General features: G+C 36.7%; 17 protein-coding genes and 5 tRNA genes. All 22 read right to left on the bottom strand.

From position 1 onward, the window contains the following. Window positions 1–73: 73 nt before the first annotated feature. Entirely contained in the window at window positions 74–3,907 is a 3,834-nt protein-coding gene (gene rpoB / locus ABID46_RS02690) for a DNA-directed RNA polymerase subunit beta (RefSeq protein WP_354506808.1), read from the bottom strand. 542 nt (window positions 3,908–4,449) lie between these two features. Next, entirely contained in the window at window positions 4,450–4,818 is a 369-nt protein-coding gene (gene rplL / locus ABID46_RS02695; RefSeq protein WP_354506810.1) for a 50S ribosomal protein L7/L12, read from the bottom strand. Between the two features lie 82 nt (window positions 4,819–4,900). Then, window positions 4,901–5,524: a 50S ribosomal protein L10 gene (rplJ, locus tag ABID46_RS02700; protein ID WP_354506812.1), complete on the bottom strand. Its 624-nt coding sequence runs from the start codon at window positions 5,522–5,524 to the stop codon at window positions 4,901–4,903. Between the two features lie 12 nt (window positions 5,525–5,536). After that, window positions 5,537–6,232 (bottom strand): 50S ribosomal protein L1, encoded by a 696-nt coding sequence (gene rplA, locus ABID46_RS02705; protein WP_354506814.1) that lies wholly within the window; start codon window positions 6,230–6,232, stop codon window positions 5,537–5,539. A 19-nt stretch (window positions 6,233–6,251) separates the two neighbouring features. Next, entirely contained in the window at window positions 6,252–6,692 is a 441-nt protein-coding gene (gene rplK / locus ABID46_RS02710) for a 50S ribosomal protein L11 (RefSeq protein ID WP_354506816.1), read from the bottom strand. Between the two features lie 229 nt (window positions 6,693–6,921). Next, complete coding sequence (nusG, locus tag ABID46_RS02715) at window positions 6,922–7,467, bottom strand: transcription termination/antitermination protein NusG (protein ID WP_354506818.1); 546 nt, start codon at window positions 7,465–7,467, stop codon at window positions 6,922–6,924. A gap of 30 nt (window positions 7,468–7,497) precedes the next feature. Further along, window positions 7,498–7,692, bottom strand: coding sequence for a preprotein translocase subunit SecE (gene secE / locus ABID46_RS02720; RefSeq protein WP_354506820.1), 195 nt, complete (start codon window positions 7,690–7,692; stop codon window positions 7,498–7,500). A 16-nt stretch (window positions 7,693–7,708) separates the two neighbouring features. After that, window positions 7,709–7,780: transfer RNA gene (locus ABID46_RS02725), tRNA-Trp, on the bottom strand. A gap of 67 nt (window positions 7,781–7,847) precedes the next feature. After that, the gene (gene tuf, locus ABID46_RS02730) at window positions 7,848–9,035 is read right to left on the bottom strand and encodes an elongation factor Tu (RefSeq protein ID WP_354506822.1); all 1,188 of its coding nucleotides are present in this window, start codon (window positions 9,033–9,035) and stop codon (window positions 7,848–7,850) included. Between the two features lie 138 nt (window positions 9,036–9,173). Then, window positions 9,174–9,245, bottom strand: a tRNA-Thr gene (locus ABID46_RS02735). Between the two features lie 9 nt (window positions 9,246–9,254). Then, window positions 9,255–9,327 (bottom strand) — tRNA-Gly (locus ABID46_RS02740). Between the two features lie 66 nt (window positions 9,328–9,393). Next, window positions 9,394–9,475, bottom strand: a tRNA-Tyr gene (locus ABID46_RS02745). A 22-nt stretch (window positions 9,476–9,497) separates the two neighbouring features. Next, window positions 9,498–9,571, bottom strand: a tRNA-Thr gene (locus tag ABID46_RS02750). Between the two features lie 109 nt (window positions 9,572–9,680). Beyond that, the gene (hpf, locus tag ABID46_RS02755; RefSeq protein ID WP_354506824.1) at window positions 9,681–9,980 is read right to left on the bottom strand and encodes a ribosome hibernation-promoting factor, HPF/YfiA family; all 300 of its coding nucleotides are present in this window, start codon (window positions 9,978–9,980) and stop codon (window positions 9,681–9,683) included. Further along, window positions 9,977–10,879: a tyrosine-type recombinase/integrase gene (locus ABID46_RS02760; protein ID WP_354506826.1), complete on the bottom strand. Its 903-nt coding sequence runs from the start codon at window positions 10,877–10,879 to the stop codon at window positions 9,977–9,979. The genes hpf and ABID46_RS02760 overlap by 4 nt, the downstream gene beginning before the upstream one ends. A 67-nt stretch (window positions 10,880–10,946) precedes the next feature. Further along, window positions 10,947–11,141 carry a 30S ribosomal protein S21 gene (rpsU, locus tag ABID46_RS02765; protein ID WP_354506828.1) on the bottom strand — a complete coding sequence of 65 codons (195 nt, stop codon included), beginning with the start codon at window positions 11,139–11,141 and terminating at the stop codon, window positions 10,947–10,949. Window positions 11,142–11,202: 61 nt separating this feature from the next. Continuing rightward, window positions 11,203–12,345 (bottom strand): acyl-CoA dehydrogenase family protein, encoded by a 1,143-nt coding sequence (locus ABID46_RS02770; RefSeq protein WP_354506830.1) that lies wholly within the window; start codon window positions 12,343–12,345, stop codon window positions 11,203–11,205. 63 nt (window positions 12,346–12,408) lie between these two features. Then, window positions 12,409–13,362 (bottom strand): hypothetical protein, encoded by a 954-nt coding sequence (locus tag ABID46_RS02775; protein ID WP_354506832.1) that lies wholly within the window; start codon window positions 13,360–13,362, stop codon window positions 12,409–12,411. 106 nt (window positions 13,363–13,468) lie between these two features. Further along, the gene (locus tag ABID46_RS02780; RefSeq protein ID WP_354506834.1) at window positions 13,469–13,690 is read right to left on the bottom strand and encodes a PspC family transcriptional regulator; all 222 of its coding nucleotides are present in this window, start codon (window positions 13,688–13,690) and stop codon (window positions 13,469–13,471) included. Further along, window positions 13,683–14,966, bottom strand: a complete 1,284-nt coding sequence (locus ABID46_RS02785) for a DUF2851 family protein (protein WP_354506836.1) — start codon at window positions 14,964–14,966, stop codon at window positions 13,683–13,685. Before ABID46_RS02785 ends, ABID46_RS02780 begins: the two co-directional genes overlap by 8 nt. Before the next feature lie 98 nt (window positions 14,967–15,064). Beyond that, complete coding sequence (gene prfA / locus ABID46_RS02790; RefSeq protein WP_354506838.1) at window positions 15,065–16,153, bottom strand: peptide chain release factor 1; 1,089 nt, start codon at window positions 16,151–16,153, stop codon at window positions 15,065–15,067. 123 nt (window positions 16,154–16,276) lie between these two features. After that, window positions 16,277–17,185, bottom strand: a complete 909-nt coding sequence (locus ABID46_RS02795; protein WP_354506840.1) for a T9SS-dependent choice-of-anchor J family protein — start codon at window positions 17,183–17,185, stop codon at window positions 16,277–16,279. Window positions 17,186–17,236: the final 51 nt, after the last annotated feature.

A 17,236-nucleotide genomic window follows, 5' to 3' on the forward strand; every position in this document is an offset into this window, starting at 1 on the left:
TTTATATTCTGTGAAAATTGCGAAGCAATTAACCTTAAACATTGGACTTTAAACTTTAAACAAATATTCTAATTTATTCTTCTAAACTTATGTCTAATCCCAGACCTTGTAATTCATGCAACAATACGTTGAACGATTCCGGAATTCCTGGTTCCGGCATTGGCTCTCCTTTCACGATTGACTCGTAAGTTTTCGCTCTTCCGATAACGTCGTCTGATTTTACAGTTAAGATCTCGCGTAAGATGTTTGATGCACCGAAAGCTTCCAATGCCCAAACCTCCATCTCTCCGAAACGCTGTCCACCAAATTGAGCTTTACCTCCAAGTGGTTGTTGCGTAATCAATGAGTAAGGTCCAATAGAACGTGAGTGCATTTTGTCGTCAACCATGTGTCCTAATTTCAACATATAGATCACACCAACAGTTGCTTTTTGAGCAAAACGTTCTCCTGTTCCACCATCATACAAGTAAGTAGTTCCGTAACGTGGTAAACCTGCTTCGTCTGTTAAGGCATTGATTTCATCGATTTTTGCTCCATCAAAAATTGGTGTCGCAAATTTCTTTCCTAATTTCATACCTGCCCATCCTAATACGGTTTCGAAAATCTGACCGATGTTCATACGAGATGGTACCCCAAGTGGATTCAATACGATATCTACTGGTGTTCCATCTTCTAAGAATGGCATATCTTCGTCACGAACGATTCTCGATACGATACCTTTGTTACCGTGACGACCTGCCATCTTATCACCCACTTTCAACTTACGTTTCTTAGCGATGTAGATTTTAGCCAATTTCACGATACCTGCTGGTAATTCGTCTCCAACTGAAATGGTGAAACGCTCACGGTTAAGAGCACCCATCAAATCGTTGTACTTGATTTTATAGTTGTGAAGCAATTCTTTTACTTGATCGTTTTTGTCTTCGTCCACAACCCAAACACTATCAGCACCTGTTAAATTCAAGTATTCTTCAACTGATGACAATGCTTTTTTAGAATATTTTGTTCCTTTTTTGATAACTTCTTCGTTCAAGTCGTTAAATACTCCTTGAGAAGTTTTACCATCCAATAAAACGAATAATTTTTCTAATAAGATTTCACGTAATTCGTCAAATTTCTTTTGGAATTCCGCTTCAATGCTATCGATGATTGCTTTATCTTGAGATCTTCTTCTCTTGTCTTTGATACTTCTAGAGAATAATTTCTTGTCGATAACAACTCCTCTTAACGATGGAGAAGCTTTCAAAGATGCATCTTTTACGTCACCTGCTTTGTCACCAAAGATGGCACGTAATAATTTTTCTTCTGGAGTTGGATCTGACTCACCTTTTGGTGTGATTTTACCAATCAAAATATCGCCAGGTTTCACTTCAGCACCGATACGAATCATACCGTTTTCGTCCAAATCTTTGGTAGCTTCTTCTGAAACGTTTGGAATATCTGCGGTTAATTCCTCCATACCCAATTTCGTATCACGAACATCCAATGAATATTCGTCAATATGGATTGAAGTAAACCAGTCTTCGCGAACAACTTTTTCGTTGATTACAATCGCATCCTCAAAGTTGTATCCTTTCCAAGGCATGAACGCTACCACTAAGTTACGTCCGATCGCCAATTCACCATTTTCCGTTGCATATCCTTCACAAAGAACTTGACCTTTCTCTACTCTGTCTCCAACTTTTACAATTGGTTTCAAGGTAATAGTCGTTCCTTGATTCGTTTTACGGAATTTGGTTAATTTGTATGTTTTTTCTGGTGAGTCGAAACTTACCAAATCTTGCTCTTCTGTTCTATCGTATTTGATGGAAACGATGTCAGCATCCACATAGGTGATGGTTCCGCTTCCTTCTGCATTGATCAAAATACGAGAATCTTTTGCAACTTGACTTTCCAGACCTGTACCTACGATTGGAGCTTGTGGCTTCAACAAAGGAACTGCCTGGCGCATCATGTTAGATCCCATTAACGCACGGTTCGCATCATCATGCTCCAAGAAAGGAATTAAAGATGCAGAAATCGATGCTATCTGGTTTGGAGCAACGTCCATTAATTGAACTTGATCTGGCTCCACAACTGGGAAGTCACCATCTTCACGAGCCGTAACACGGTCTGTTAAGAAAGCTCCTGATTCATCAATTTTCGCATTCGCCTGCGCGATTACTTTTTCTTCTTCTTCTTCAGCTGATAAGAAAATTGGTTCAGAATCTAAGATTACTTTTCCATTTTCTACCTTACGGTATGGAGTTTCGATGAAACCTAAGTTGTTTACTTTCGCAAACACACATAATGAGGAAATCAAACCAATGTTTGGTCCCTCTGGTGTTTCAATCGGACATAAACGACCATAGTGCGTATAGTGAACGTCACGCACCTCGAAACCTGCTCTTTCACGAGAAAGACCTCCAGGCCCTAAAGCTGATAAACGGCGTTTGTGCGTAATCTCTGACAATGGATTCGTTTGGTCCATGAACTGAGATAACTGGTTGGTTCCGAAGAATGAGTTGATAACCGATGATAATGTTTTGGCATTGATCAAATCAATTGGCGTAAACACCTCATTGTCACGAACGTTCATTCTTTCACGGATGGTTCTTGCCATACGTGCTAAACCAACTCCAAATTGTGCAGCCATTTGCTCACCAACCGTTCTAACACGACGGTTTGACAAGTGGTCAATATCATCGACCTCTGCTTTGGAGTTCACCAATTCGATCAAATATTTAATGATCGAAATAATATCTTCTTTGGTTAAAACTTGGATTTCTTCCGAAATACTTAACCCTAATTTTTTGTTCAATCTATAACGACCTACTTCACCCAATGAGTAACGTTGATCTGAGAAGAATAATTTGTCAATGATTCCTCTTGCTGTTTCCTCATCTGGTGGTTCTGCGTTACGCAACTGACGGTAGATGTATTCAACCGCTTCTTTCTCCGTATTGGTTGGGTCTTTTTGAAGGGTATTGTGAATAATCGCATAGTCTGCAGCGTTGTTATCTTCTTTGTGAACCAAAATTGATTTCACACCAGAATCAACGATTTGATCTAAGTGTTCTTTTTCAATAATCGTTTCACGATCCAAGATAATCTCGTTACGCTCGATTGATACAACCTCTCCTGTATCCTCATCCACGAAATCTTCGTGCCAAGTATTCAATACACGAGCAGCCAATTTTTTACCAATCGCTTTTTTGATGGTCGTTTTGCTAACTTTGATTTCTTCTGCTAAATCGAAAATCTCCAAGATATCTTTATCTTTTTCGTATCCGATCGCACGTAACAAAGTAGTCAAAGGTAATTTTTTCTTACGGTCGATATACGCATACATCACAGAGTTGATGTCGGTTGCGAATTCAATCCAAGATCCTTTGAAAGGAATAATTCTAGATGAATATAATTTCGTACCGTTTGCGTGGTAAGACTGACCGAAGAACACCCCTGGTGAACGGTGTAATTGAGAAACAATCACACGCTCAGCTCCATTGATAATGAAAGAACCAGAAGCTGTCATATACGGAATTGTCCCAAGGTAAACATCTTGTACAACCGTTTCAAAATCCTCGTGTTCTGGATCCGTACAGAAAAGTTTCATACGGGCTTTCAAAGGAACACTGTAGGTAAGTCCTCTTTCAATACACTCATCAATCGTATATCTCGGTGGATCTACGAAATAGTCTAAGAACTCTAATACGAATTGATTTCTTGTGTCGGAAATCGGAAAGTTTTCAGCAAACGTACGGTACAAACCTTCGTTTCCTCTTTGGTCAGGACGAGTCTCTAACTGAAAGAAGTCTTCGAATGATTTGATCTGAATGTCCAAGAAATCTGGAAATTCGGACTGTACTCGAGTCGATGAAAAACTGATTCTCTGATTTTCCTGAGCGTTGTTTTCTTTTTTACTCATAAAAATGTTAAGAAATAGATTAAAAAAATATTTTGTTTCCCAAAAAATATCAGAAGTAGAGATGTTAGAGAATAGAGAATAGAATAAAGACCTCTTAACTTTCGTCTATGTTCTATTTTCTATATTCTGTTTTCTATACTTCTAACTGCAACACTGGTATATCTTTTCACAGTGTAGTGCAAAATATTTTTTATATCCCTTTAAAAACAGAAAGATTTACAGGTAGGCACAAACAAAAATTCCCCTTCCATTTTGTGGAAGAGTTGACTTTCAGTAAGTTACTTACATATAACGTATTAATGTTCTCAAAAGGACTGCAAAGTTAAGGAAAATTTGTTGATAAGTTTCTAAAAATCTCCAAAAAGATTTTAATAATACCTTAAAAATCATGGGATTCGATTCTTTTCAAAATAGGATTCATTATCAAAAAAGAAAACTGAAGAACCTTCCATTTGAATATGTAAGGCTATAATGTAGGATAAAAAATGGATAAAAAAAGGCCGTCACAATGTGACAGCCTTCAAATTTATATCGTAAGTAAATTATTTTACTTCAACTTCAGCACCAGCTTCCTCTAATTGAGTTTTCAATGCTTCAGCTTCGTCTTTAGAAACACCTTCTTTCAATGCTTGAGGTGCAGTATCAACTAAATCTTTCGCTTCTTTCAATCCTTTTCCAGTTAAATCTTTAACCAATTTAACAACTGCTAATTTGTTAGCACCTCCAGATTTCAAGATTACGTCGAATTCAGTTTTTTCTTCTGCAGCAGCTTCTCCACCACCAGCAGCAACAACAACTGCAGCAGCAGCTGGTTCAATTCCGTATTCGTCTTTTAAGATTGTAGATAATTCATTTACTTCTAAAACTGTTAAGTTTACTAACTCTTCAGCTAATTTTTTAACATCTGCCATTTTTAAATGTTTTTTTTTGGTTTTACAACTTGTTTTGTTTTGGGATAAGTTACCTTATCACCTATGATTTTAATATGAGCTCTTACTCGGTTGCAGGCGTTTCGTCTGCTGCTTCAGAAGATTCTTCTGCTGCTGGAGCCTCTTCAGTCGCTTCTACAGCTGGTGCTGCTTCTTCAACTGCTGGAGCTTCTGCTGCAACTTCTTCTTTTTTTCCTTCTGCATTCTCTTTGTTTTCCAATTGAGAAACCAAAGATTGGATTGGAGATTTCAACAATGCAACGATATCTGCGATCATCTCTTCGCGAGACTTCAATGCTGATAAAGTTGACAATTTGTCGTCACCTAAATATACGTTATTCTCAATCCATGCACCTTTTAATACAGGCTTGTCAGATTTTTTTCTGAAAGTTTCGATCACTTTTGCAGGAGCATTTCCTTTTTCAGCGATCATCATAGCTGTGTTACCAGCTAAAGCTTCAAATAATCCAGAGAAATCTTTGTCTTCGCTACGCTCCATTGCTTTTTTCAACAAAGCATTTTTCACGACTCTCAAAGAAATATTTCCTTTGTTACAAGCTCTTCTTAATTCGGTTGTGTTCGCCGCGTTTAAACCTGAAATATCAGCAAGGTAAACTATGTTCGACTCTGCTAACACCGCAGATAAATCGTCGATCATTTGCGCTTTTTGTTCTTTTGTCATTGCCATAATTACCTACTTTTATGCGTTTAAACTTTTAGGATCAACATGAATACCCGGACTCATAGTAGAAGAAAGGGTAATACTTCTCATATAAGTACCTTTTGCTGCGGTTGGTTTTAACTTTACTAAAGTAGAAACCAATTCTGCTGCATTTTCTTTGATCATTTCTGGAGTGAAAGATACTTTTCCAATTGCAGCGTGAATAATTCCGTAACGGTCAACTTTGAAGTCAATTTTACCAGCTTTTACATCAGCAACAGCTTTTCCAACTTCCAAGGTAACAGTTCCAGCTTTAGGGTTTGGCATCAATCCTCTTGGACCTAATACACGTCCTAATGGACCTAATTTTCCCATAACGGCTGGCATGGTAACGATCACGTCAACATCTGTCCAACCATTTTTAATTTTATCTAAATACTCGTCTAAACCAACGTAGTCAGCACCAGCTGCTTTTGCTTCTGCTTCTTTATCTGGTGTAACCAATGCTAAAACCTTAACATCTTTACCCGTTCCGTGAGGTAATGAAACCACACCACGAACCATTTGGTTAGCTTTTTTAGGGTCTACTCCTAAACGAACAGCAATATCAACAGATGCGTCAAATTTTGCTGTGTTCACTTCTTTTACTAAAGCTGATGCATCTTCAATTGTATACAACTTTGTTTTATCAACTTTAGCTTGTGCTTCCTTTTGCTTCTTTGTTAACTGAGCCATTTTCTAATTTTTTAAGGTTTTACTCGGGAGCTTGTCCTCCTTTAACTGTTATACCCATAGAACGAGCTGTACCCGCTACCATTTTCATAGCAGACTCCAAAGTAAAGCAATTCATATCTTGTAACTTGTCTTCAGCAATCGCTCTAACTTGATCCCAAGAAACGTTCGCAACTTTCACACGGTTAGGTTCACCTGAAGCTTTTTTCAACTTCGCAGCATCCATTAACTGGATTGCAACCGGTGGAGTTTTTACGATGAAATCAAAAGATTTATCTTGATAAACCGTAATAACAACCGGCAAAACTTGACCTTGCTTCTCTTGTGTACGACCGTTAAACTGTTTACAAAACTCCATAATGTTCACCCCAGCAGCACCCAATGCCGGTCCTACCGGTGGCGATGGATTTGCTTGGCCTCCCTTTACTTGAAGTTTTACAACTTTTTCAACTTTTTTTGCCATTTTAATTTTTTAAAATTTGAATATAAATGAATTTGGAAGCATTTATTATTCAGTAATTTAAGGCGCTCACAACACCCTATTTTACTTTTAGGACTGCAAAATTAGAAAATAATTCCGAACTAACAACATTAAATAGCTGAATTTTAACTAGATTTCTTTTATAAACCTTTTTCTAACAAAAAAGCCATTCCGAAGAATGGCTTTTGATTAAGTATATAAAAAATTTTATTTAAACTTTTTCCACTTGCATAAAGGACAACTCCAATGGAGTTTTACGTCCAAAAATTAAGACCATTACTTCCAACTTACGTTTTTCTTCATTGATCTTTTCGATTGTTCCATTGAATCCATTGAAAGGTCCGTCGATCACTTTCACCGTTTCTCCAACGATATAAGGAATGTTGACTAAGTTTTCATCAGATTCTGCTAACTCATCCACTCTTCCTAACATACGGTTCACTTCTGCTTGACGCATTGGAACTGGATCACCACCTTTGGTTGCACTTAAAAAACTGATAACTCCAGGAATTCCTTTGATAATGTGAGGAATTTCACCAGTTAATTCAGCTTCGATCATTACATAACCCGGATAGTGAACTTTTTCTTTTTGTGTTTTTTTCCCGTTACGTATTTGAATTACTTTTTCCATAGGAACAACAATTTGTCCTACGAAATCTTGTAATTTATGGTATTGGATTTCGTTTTCAATGTAAGTTCTTACTTTGATTTCTTGTCCACTTACCGTTTTTAATACGTACCATTTCTTATTGCTCATAATTCACTATTCTATCAGGACAACATTTACCTATCTCAGCAACTCAAAAATACTTTTGATAACGAAGTTACCAAAAAGAGAATCTACACCGTAAAGTAATAATGCCAAAATCAACGTAGCAATAGCTACGATCATTGTGTCATTTTGCAACGAAGCCCAAGTTGGCCACGTAACATTGGTTGTAAATTCAGAAAATGAATCTTTTATGTAGTCTATTACTTTCATATGTTAATTCGTATTGCACGGGCACAAGGATTCGAACCCTGACCAGCGGTTTTGGAGACCGCGATACTAACCATTATACTATGCCCGTATAAGAAAGGTGTTTCCGAATTCGTAAAAACGAAAACACCTTATCTTTATTTATCTTAATCTAAGGATTAGTCAAGAAGCTCAGTTACCTGACCTGCTCCTACAGTTCTACCACCCTCACGGATAGCGAAACGTAAACCTTCGTTTAATGCAATTGGTTGGATTAATTCAACTGTGATAGTTAAGTTATCTCCAGGTAATACCATCTCTACTCCTTCTGGTAATTGGATTTCTCCAGTTACGTCAGTTGTACGAACGTAGAATTGAGGACGGTATTTGTTGTGGAATGGAGTGTGACGTCCACCTTCTTCTTTTGTCAAGATATAGACTTGAGCTTTGAATTTTTTGTGAGGTTTAACTGAACCAGCTTTCGCGATAACCATACCACGACGGATGTCAGATTTCTCAATACCTCTTAACAATAAACCAACGTTATCACCAGCTTCCCCTCTATCTAAGATTTTACGGAACATCTCTACCCCAGTAATAGTTGAAGTTAATTTTTCCTCACCCATACCTACGATATCAACTGGATCACCTGTGTTGATTACACCTGCTTCAATACGACCTGTAGCAACAGTTCCACGACCAGTAATAGAGAATACGTCCTCAACTGGCATCAAGAATGGTTTATCTTGATCACGAACTGGTTGTTCAATCCACTCATCTACTGCATTCATCAAGTTCAATACCGTTTCAACCCATTTTGGTTCACCGTTCAATGCACCTAAAGCAGATCCGTGGATAACTGGACCGTTGTCACCATCATATTCATAGAAAGACAATAAGTCTCTGATTTCCATTTCAACTAACTCCAATAATTCTGGATCGTCAACCATGTCAACTTTGTTCATGAAAACAACGATTCTAGGAATACCTACCTGACGTCCTAAAAGGATGTGCTCACGAGTTTGAGGCATAGGACCATCTGTAGAAGCAACCACTAAGATCGCACCATCCATCTGAGCCGCACCAGTAACCATGTTCTTTACGTAATCCGCGTGACCAGGACAGTCAACGTGAGCGTAGTGACGGTTAGCTGTTTCATATTCAACGTGTGAAGTATTAATTGTAATACCTCTTTCTTTTTCCTCAGGCGCGTTGTCAATCTGGTCAAATGATTTTGCTTCAGAGAATCCTGCGTCTGACAATACTTTTGTAATAGCTGCAGTCAAAGTAGTTTTACCGTGGTCAACGTGACCAATAGTACCAATATTCAAATGCGGCTTATTACGATTAAAGGTTTCCTTTGCCATTGTTTAAATAATTTCTATTGTTATACTTAATTTCTAAATTGTTTCAACACAAAAAGTGGTGAGCTTCCCTGCCCAACACCTTCTAAATTCCTTCTTCATTAATCTCTCTCAATTGCTTTGAGCCTACGCCCATCATTGAGCCAATGACGGGATTTGAACCCGTGACCTCGTCCTTACCAAGGAAGCGCTCTACCCCTGAGCTACATCGGCCAAAAGTTGAGCGGGAGACGGGACTCGAACCCGCAACATTCAGCTTGGAAGGCTGAAGCTCTACCAATTGAGCTACTCCCGCTTATACTTATCTATCCAAACGAAATGTTTGGAACGTCCAATTTAAAATGAAGATAAAATCGAATTGTGGGGAGAGCAGGATTCGAACCTGCGAAGACATAGTCAGCAGATTTACAGTCTGCCCTCGTTGGCCGCTTGAGTATCTCCCCCTTCCAAAATAATAAAAATTTGAGCCGGCAGAGGGATTCGAACCCACGACCCCGAGATTACAAATCACGTGCTCTGGCCAACTGAGCTATGCCGGCAAATCTTCATTTCTATGTAAAAGAACAGTCCGTTTTTTCATTACGGACTGCAAATGTACGAAGTATTTTGAATTCTCCAAATTTTGAAGAAAAAATTTTAAAAATAATTTTATCGCTCTGAAACCTTCTCTTTTTTACGGATGATTAGCTTCTTTAAGGTATCTACCGAAAGGTCAATACATTCCTCAAAAGATTGACCCGATTTTTTCACCATAATATCGTCTCCTGGCACCTCTAATTTTATATCAACAAATTTGTTTTCTTTTTCTGAAATGTTCTCTACTCGCATCGAAACTTGAGCTGAAATGATCTTGTCATAGAACTGATCGAGCTTGCTAAGTTTGCTTTCTACATACTCTTCTAAACCTGCTTTAGCATTGAAATTTACTGTTTGAAGTTTGATTGTCATAATTTTTCGTTTTTTCGCTCTCTTGGATGAGCTTGATTAAACACTTTTTTTAATTCATCGATACTCCCATGTGTGTAAACTTGCGTGGCGGCCAAACTTGAATGCCCCAAAATTTCTTTGACTGCATTCAACTCTGCTCCCCGACTCAACATATGGGTAGCAAAACTATGCCTCAACATATGAGGACTTTTTTTATGCTTCGTACTGATATGACTAAGGTAATAATTAACTAAATTATAAACAAGTTTCTCACCCATTGGTTTCCCTAAAATTGTCTTAAAAAATGAATTTTCTTTTGCTTCAACTTCCCGATCTCTCAATTGCATATATTCTCGCATGGAATGAAGAATTTTTTCGCCAAGGGGAATCTTTCTTTCCTTGTTCCTTTTCCCCAAAATTTTCATGGATTTTTGCTCAAAATCGATGTCTTCATCTTTGAGTTGAATCAATTCAATCCTTCTAATTCCCGTTTGATAAAACAATTCCAACATCAAACGATCTCGTACACCTTCAAAATCTTCAGAAAATAATTCTTTCGATGAGAATAATTTCTCCAATTCTTCTTCCGAAAAAGGAATTTGAACATCGTTGTATTGTTTCAATGTTTTGATGGAATTGGCAGGCGAACTTTGAATTTCCCCAATCTTCAATAAATATTTGAAGTAGGATTTTAAGGAACTAATTTTTCGATTGATGCTACGCTCCGCTAAATGGGATTGAGATAGATTCATCAGATAAGCTCTTAGATGAACCTTATTGGCAGTGGAAATATCCGTTGTATTGGTTTCTGAAAAGTAAAACTTTTCGAATTCCAACAAATCGGTTTGGTAGCTCTGAATGGTTTTCAGAGAATATTTTTTTTCGTATTGCAGGTACTGCAAAAACTTCGTTATGGACATAAAAAAACCTGTTCATCAAAGTTAAGAAAACTTCAATAAACAGGTATATATTGTTTCAGTAAAAATCTTAAGCTTCTTCTTTGCTCAACAATTGTTGTTTATAAGCAGCTCTTTGACGTTGTTGTCTTTTGATTACAGAAGGCTTGATAAACTGTTGACGGCTTCTTAATTGACGCACAACACCTGTTCTGTCAAATTTACGTTTGTATTTTTTCAACGCTTTGTCGATAGATTCTCCGTCTTTTACTGGTATAATTAACATAGTTACTCTTATTTTTGGGTTGCAAAGATACAAAAGATTCTAATCCATGCAAATAAATTACTTAATCTTTTAAAATATTTCTTCCGATCACCAATTTTTGGATTTCGGTTGTTCCTTCTCCAATGGTACAAAGTTTGGAATCGCGGTAGTATTTCTCCGCTGGGAAGTCTTTTGTATAACCATATCCACCAAAAATTTGAACAGCGTCATTGGCAATTCTCACACAAGCTTCAGAAGCATAATATTTCGCCATCGCTCCTTCCGTAGTCATCGGCAAATTGTTATTTTTCAAATAAGATGCTTTTTGGATTAACAATTCAGAAGCCTCAATGTCTGTCGCCATTTCAGCTAATTTGAAATTAACAGCTTGAAAATTGGCAATTGCTTGACCAAATTGATGTCTTTCTTTTGCATATTTCAATGCAGCTTTGTACGCACCTTTGGCAATTCCTAAACTTAAGGCTGCAATCGAGATGCGACCACCATCTAAAATTTTCAAAGCTTGTTTGAACCCTTCCCCAACTTCACCTAAACGATGAGAATCTGGAACAACTACGCCATCAAAAATCAATTCAGCAGTTTCCGATGCACGCATTCCCAATTTGTTTTCTTTTTTCCCGCTTGTAAAACCTGGCATACCTTTTTCCAATACAAATGCTGTCGCGTTATTGGGCGCACCCTTTTCACCGGTACGAGTCATCACAACTGCAATATCACCGCTGATCGCATGTGTAATAAAGTTTTTCGCACCTCTGATCACCCAATTATCACCTTCTCTCTTTGCCGTAGTATTCATTCCTCCCGCATCAGATCCAGTATTATGCTCTGTCAATCCCCAAGCACCAATTACTTCCCCAGTAGCTAGTTTTGGGATCCATTTCTTTTTTTGCTCTTCGTTACCAAATGTCAAAATATGATTGGTACATAAGGAATTATGCGCTGCGATCGACAATCCAATTGAGGGATCAACTTGTGAAATTTCATCTACAATTGCTACATATTCATGGTAAGACAATCCACTTCCTCCTAATTCTTCTGGCACTAAAATTCCCATAAAGCCCAATTCACCTGCTTTTTTAAATACCTCAACTGGAAAATGTTGAGATTCATCCCATTCCATCATCTGAGGAGCTATATGTTGTTTTGCGAATTCTCTTGCTGATTCAGCAATAAATTTTAGATTTTCAGAAACTTCAAAATTCATGTTCGATTGTATTTTTTGATTGCTCCCAAAAATAGGAATTTTGAACGAATAGACAATTATGGATTAATCAAAGACTAAAAAAGGTTCTATTTCTACAAATTTATCATCACTTATTGCATAACAATTTTTTAAAATCTCAGCATTTTTAATGTTTCCACCCAATGATTGTTTGTAATTCAATATTGTATTGGCTTGTTTTTCTGTAAAGCCTAATTCCACCCATTCTTCTTTTGATAAATGATTTGGGTTGAATTTCGTCCATTTATCTTTGGGTTTGATTTCAACTTTTGAGCTTGTCGGTTCTATTTTTTCAGATGAATCTGGAAAAACCAAATAGGGTTTCATTTCCCTGAACTTATCTTCATTGATGACAAAACAGGTTTGAATCTGATCTAGACTTGTGAATTTCCCACCCAAACTTCGTTTGTATTTCAAAATCGTGGAAGCTTGTTTTTCGGAAAAACCAATTCGTTGCCAATCTTCCAAAGAATATTCATTGGGATTAAATTTTTGATAGCGAATCTTGGGTTTCTCTTTTATCGAATATTCATTTCTTGATTCAAATTGAAACTGATTTTTGGAAGAAGCATTAGGATGAACTGATGACAAATCCATAAAAGGTTTCAGTTCTTCAAACTTGGCATCACTTATTACAAAGCAATTTCGGATTTGTTCTTTGGACGTGAAATTTCCACCCAAAGAATTTTTGTATTTTAAAATGGTTGCAGATTGTTTTTCTGAAAAACCAAGATTTTGCCAATCTTCAGCCGTCAAGGCATTGGGGTTAAATTTTTCAAGCGAACTTGATTCGGAAGAATTTGAAAAGGTTTTTGTTGAAGTTGAACTGGTATTTAATTCGAGTAATTCCGGAGGAATTTCAATTTGGCTATCACTTTCTGAAGTACGATTGAGAAAAAATGCACCAATTTCAAACGAAATGATAAGGCCTATAAAAGCAAAAATCCCCATTCGTTGCGATTTGCTGTAACGAATCTGGGATTTTGCAAAAGTCCTCATGTGTTGTATTTTTAAAAGCTTACAAAAGCATTTGTGTCGTCATTTTGTGAAATATTTAACTAAATTACATAAAATAATGATATGTATCACAATTTTTTGAAAAAAATTATAAATCAAAGACAGATTTCCTACGGATAACAATCCCATCCTTTAGCCATAAAAAAAACGCGATGATTAAATAAACCGCAAAGGTAATTCCCATTGTCACAAAGGATAAGTAGATATAAAGAATGCGTAATTTGGAAGCGCGAACACCCAAACGATCGGCAATTCTCGATATCACATTAAAGCCATTGAATTCTAAAAAATTTCGAAGTTTGTCAAACATTTTTTAAGATTTGTAATCCTACTGCGCAATTTAAGCATTTTTTCTCATCACAAAAATGCTTCTTCAATTCCAAATAGGCCTGCGACTCAAAAGCATTCTTTGGTTTCAAACCTAATTTTTGAAATCCACTCAGTATTGTATTTTTTTCTGCAGGCAATTCGCGTAGCCAATCAATCAATTCCTCTGAAAAATCAGATCCCCTTTGTTTAACATAAACAAATTTGATGGGTATAATCACATTGATGATAATTCGCTCAATTAATTCATTGGAAATTTTCTTGGAACTTGAAGAATTAGAAGGTTTTTCCAAACGATAATGATTGTTCCAAAAAGTTGGATAGTTCAATTCTTCAAATACCATCTTTATTTTTTGCAAATCCCTGGTTCCCATCAAAAACCTAAACAGATTTTGATATTCTGCGTAAAGAGTAGCCAATTGCATCAAACGAATCGTTGGAAAACTAACAGGTCGTAATCTAAAAAACTTGAACAAATTGGAAGAAATGGGTTCTAAATCAAATTTCGATTGAAGAAATTTATACTCTTTCTGTAAGGTTTTGACAAATTCATCTTCGGAATCGACATTTAAAAATCCGGCTTGTCCAAAAAATAAGGCATGGACATAATCTGAATTGGTTTGAACTTTTGTTAAAATGGAAAATTTAAATGAATTAGCCCAAGCATCAAAAGCTTCCGCATTTAGTTTCAAGCCAAATGCAAATGCCAACTTTTTAAAAAGCAATTCTTCCCAATTTTTATGGTACAATAGAAATTCATGTTCGATTTCAGAAGTTTTACGTTCCATTCTTTCGATCACCAATCGCTCTAGCCAAAAATCAATGGTTTCCTTTTTGATCAAATGAATGCTTTGTTCACAGGGAATAAATTGTTGGTTTAATTCCACCAAATGTTCATAATTCTTAAGAATTTCCAAAGGGATATAGGAAGATAATTCTAAGGTTGGAATTCTTTTGTGACTGAGAAATTCAATCTCTTTATCATGGTTGAAAACAACATGTAGGATTATGTTATGATAATTAGGGTCGGTTGAATGCTGGTGCAAATCCCAATCAGATGAATTGACATGAATCTCCAGATTCCCTACCCAAATTTCATTTTCAATCTGAATTTTGGCCATGAAAAAATCTGGGCCCGATTCTTTGTCATTCCAAACTCCTTTGTTATGAATAAAAATATCTTTTCCATCTGTTGATTTTAATGGAAAATGATGGAGTAATTGAAATCTCCATATAAAATGTAGAAATTTCTCTTTCAAGTTTTTAGGTTTTAAGCTTCACTTGAAAGTTACAATATTCTTCAGTAAATCAGGTAGAAATAGTCGTTTAAAATTTAGTTCAAAACAGAAGTCTTATCCTAAATTTCGTCTGCACCTTGTAATTTTTCAGCATTTTCAGCCAATTTCAAGGCATCAATCATTTCTTGAATATCACCATTCATGAAACTATCCAAATTGTAGATGGATTTATTGATGCGGTGATCGGTCACACGACCTTGCGGATAATTATAAGTTCTAATTTTCGCGGATCTATCTCCTGTCGAAACCAATGATTTACGCTGAGCAGAACGCTCTGAATGCGCTTTTTCGTATTCGATTTCGTATAATTTGGTACGTAGCAATTGCAAAGCTCTTTCACGATTGGCGTGTTGGGAACGTGCTTCTTGACAAACGATGACAATTCCCGATGGCTTATGCGTTAATTGAACTTTGGTTTCAACCTTGTTAACATTCTGCCCTCCTGCCCCACTTGAACGTGCGGTTTGGTATTCCAAATCAGCTGGATTGATATCAACGTCGACTTCCTCAGCTTCTGGCAAAACAGCTACGGTAATAGCTGAGGTATGAACTCGTCCTTGAGATTCTGTTTCAGGAACACGTTGCACGCGGTGAACACCACTTTCATATTTCATGGTTCCAAAAACCGCATTTCCTTGCACTTCCATGATCAATTCCTTGTATCCTTTTACGGAACCTTCAGACGTATTCAAAACTTCAAATCGCCAACCTTTGTTTTTAAAATACATGGTATACATACGGAATACATCCTCCACGAAAATAGCTGCTTCATCACCACCCGTACCTGCACGAAGTTCCACGATGACGTTTTTCTCATCTTCTGGATCCTTTGGAATCAACATGAATTTCACTTCTTCCTCCACTTCAGGAATTTTGTTGATGGCTTCATCCTTTTCCATTTTGGCCAATTCTACCATTTCGGCATCTGAACCATCTGCGATGATTTCATCTGCTTCTGCAATCACATTGATCAAGCCTTCATATTCTTGTTGTTTGGCTACAATATCTTTTAGATCGGAATATTCTTTGTTAAGTTTCGCATAGCGATTTTGGTCCGAAATCACATCGGGCTGAATGATCAAATCTGCTACTTCATCAAAACGCTGTTTAATTCCTCTTAATTTCTCCAATAAACCATTGTCTGCCATTTCTCAAAAATTTGGATTGCAAAGATAGAACATCTATAAAAATCTATTTAGTAGAATTTCAAATGATTTTATAAAAAAAGCCTCACAAGACTGCGAGGCTTTATTCAAAATTTATCTTTTGAATTATTTTTTCACGATTTTTTTCGTGTCAGTGTTTTTACCATCTGTAATTTTCACTACGTAAACACCAGCAGCCAAATCAGAAACATTGTAAGAAGAAGCAGCTCCAAATGTTTTCACTACTTTTCCTGTCATATCTGTTACTGTAACTTTTACATTGTTTACATTGAATTTAGAAGATAATTCTACGTTGAATGCATCTACAACTGGGTTTGGATAAATTGCCGCTTTAGCTCCATTTAAATCTGAAACTGCAGCTGTTCCTTCTCCAGTAATTTTGAAGTTATCAACCATAAACATATACGCATCATTTGACACACATTGAATAGCAATACGAACTGTTTGTCCGGCGTAGGCATCTAAATCTTTTGTATATGTTAACCAAGATTCCCAAGAGTTAGAAGTAACATTAGAATCCAAAACTGTAAAATCTCCAGTATCTGGAATACCTTCACCTGCATAAATCAAAACGTTGAATTTTTCATATCCATAGGAACTTGACAATGACTTGTGCACAAACTCTAAAGTATTTCCACCTGTGCCTAAAGTAATTGGCGGACTAATCATCCAGTCATTATTAGCTCCTCCACTTGAAGCCCATGATGCCATGTATTTATCATAAAAGTCAACTGGATTAAAATTGCGTTCCTCTCCATCAGAACCATCCGAATTTGTAACGCCTGCCATAAACATATTGAAAACCATAAAAGCCTTAGGATCAAATTGATTCGGAAACTCCCCTCCTCCTCCAGAGTAGGTTCCCAATCCATCTACGTCAATCATTATCCAATCTCCTATACCATCTATAAGGAAATCGTCATAGCTCTCAAAATCATCTTCAAATAAGACTGTTTGAGCATTCATTGAAATCATACCTCCAACCAATGCTAAAGAAAATAAAAGTTTTTTCATTTTTTTATAAGTTTATAATTAAGACAAAAGTACTATGAATTTTTATCCTTG

The organism is Moheibacter stercoris (genome assembly GCF_040545805.1).
Lineage (GTDB): Bacteria > Bacteroidota > Bacteroidia > Flavobacteriales > Weeksellaceae > Moheibacter > Moheibacter stercoris.

Bases quoted from the DNA above. Each gene is read 5' to 3' on its own strand.
- ABID46_RS02760 (WP_354506826.1), bottom strand. From the start codon at position 10,879: ATGTCCATAACGAAGTTTTTGCAGTACCTGCAATACGAAAAAAAATAT.
- ABID46_RS02775 (WP_354506832.1), bottom strand. From the start codon at position 13,362: ATGAGGACTTTTGCAAAATCCCAGATTCGTTACAGCAAATCGCAACGA.
- rplA (WP_354506814.1), bottom strand. From the start codon at position 6,232: ATGGCTCAGTTAACAAAGAAGCAAAAGGAAGCACAAGCTAAAGTTGAT.
- hpf (WP_354506824.1), bottom strand. From the start codon at position 9,980: ATGACAATCAAACTTCAAACAGTAAATTTCAATGCTAAAGCAGGTTTA.
- ABID46_RS02770 (WP_354506830.1), bottom strand. From the start codon at position 12,345: ATGAATTTTGAAGTTTCTGAAAATCTAAAATTTATTGCTGAATCAGCA.
- tuf (WP_354506822.1), bottom strand. From the start codon at position 9,035: ATGGCAAAGGAAACCTTTAATCGTAATAAGCCGCATTTGAATATTGGT.
- rplJ (WP_354506812.1), bottom strand. From the start codon at position 5,524: ATGGCAATGACAAAAGAACAAAAAGCGCAAATGATCGACGATTTATCT.
- nusG (WP_354506818.1), bottom strand. From the start codon at position 7,467: ATGAGCAATAAGAAATGGTACGTATTAAAAACGGTAAGTGGACAAGAA.
- rpoB (WP_354506808.1), bottom strand. From the start codon at position 3,907: ATGAGTAAAAAAGAAAACAACGCTCAGGAAAATCAGAGAATCAGTTTT.
- rplK (WP_354506816.1), bottom strand. From the start codon at position 6,692: ATGGCAAAAAAAGTTGAAAAAGTTGTAAAACTTCAAGTAAAGGGAGGC.
- ABID46_RS02795 (WP_354506840.1), bottom strand. From the start codon at position 17,185: ATGAAAAAACTTTTATTTTCTTTAGCATTGGTTGGAGGTATGATTTCA.
- secE (WP_354506820.1), bottom strand. From the start codon at position 7,692: ATGAAAGTAATAGACTACATAAAAGATTCATTTTCTGAATTTACAACC.
- ABID46_RS02780 (WP_354506834.1), bottom strand. From the start codon at position 13,690: ATGTTTGACAAACTTCGAAATTTTTTAGAATTCAATGGCTTTAATGTG.
- rplL (WP_354506810.1), bottom strand. From the start codon at position 4,818: ATGGCAGATGTTAAAAAATTAGCTGAAGAGTTAGTAAACTTAACAGTT.
- rpsU (WP_354506828.1), bottom strand. From the start codon at position 11,141: ATGTTAATTATACCAGTAAAAGACGGAGAATCTATCGACAAAGCGTTG.
- prfA (WP_354506838.1), bottom strand. From the start codon at position 16,153: ATGGCAGACAATGGTTTATTGGAGAAATTAAGAGGAATTAAACAGCGT.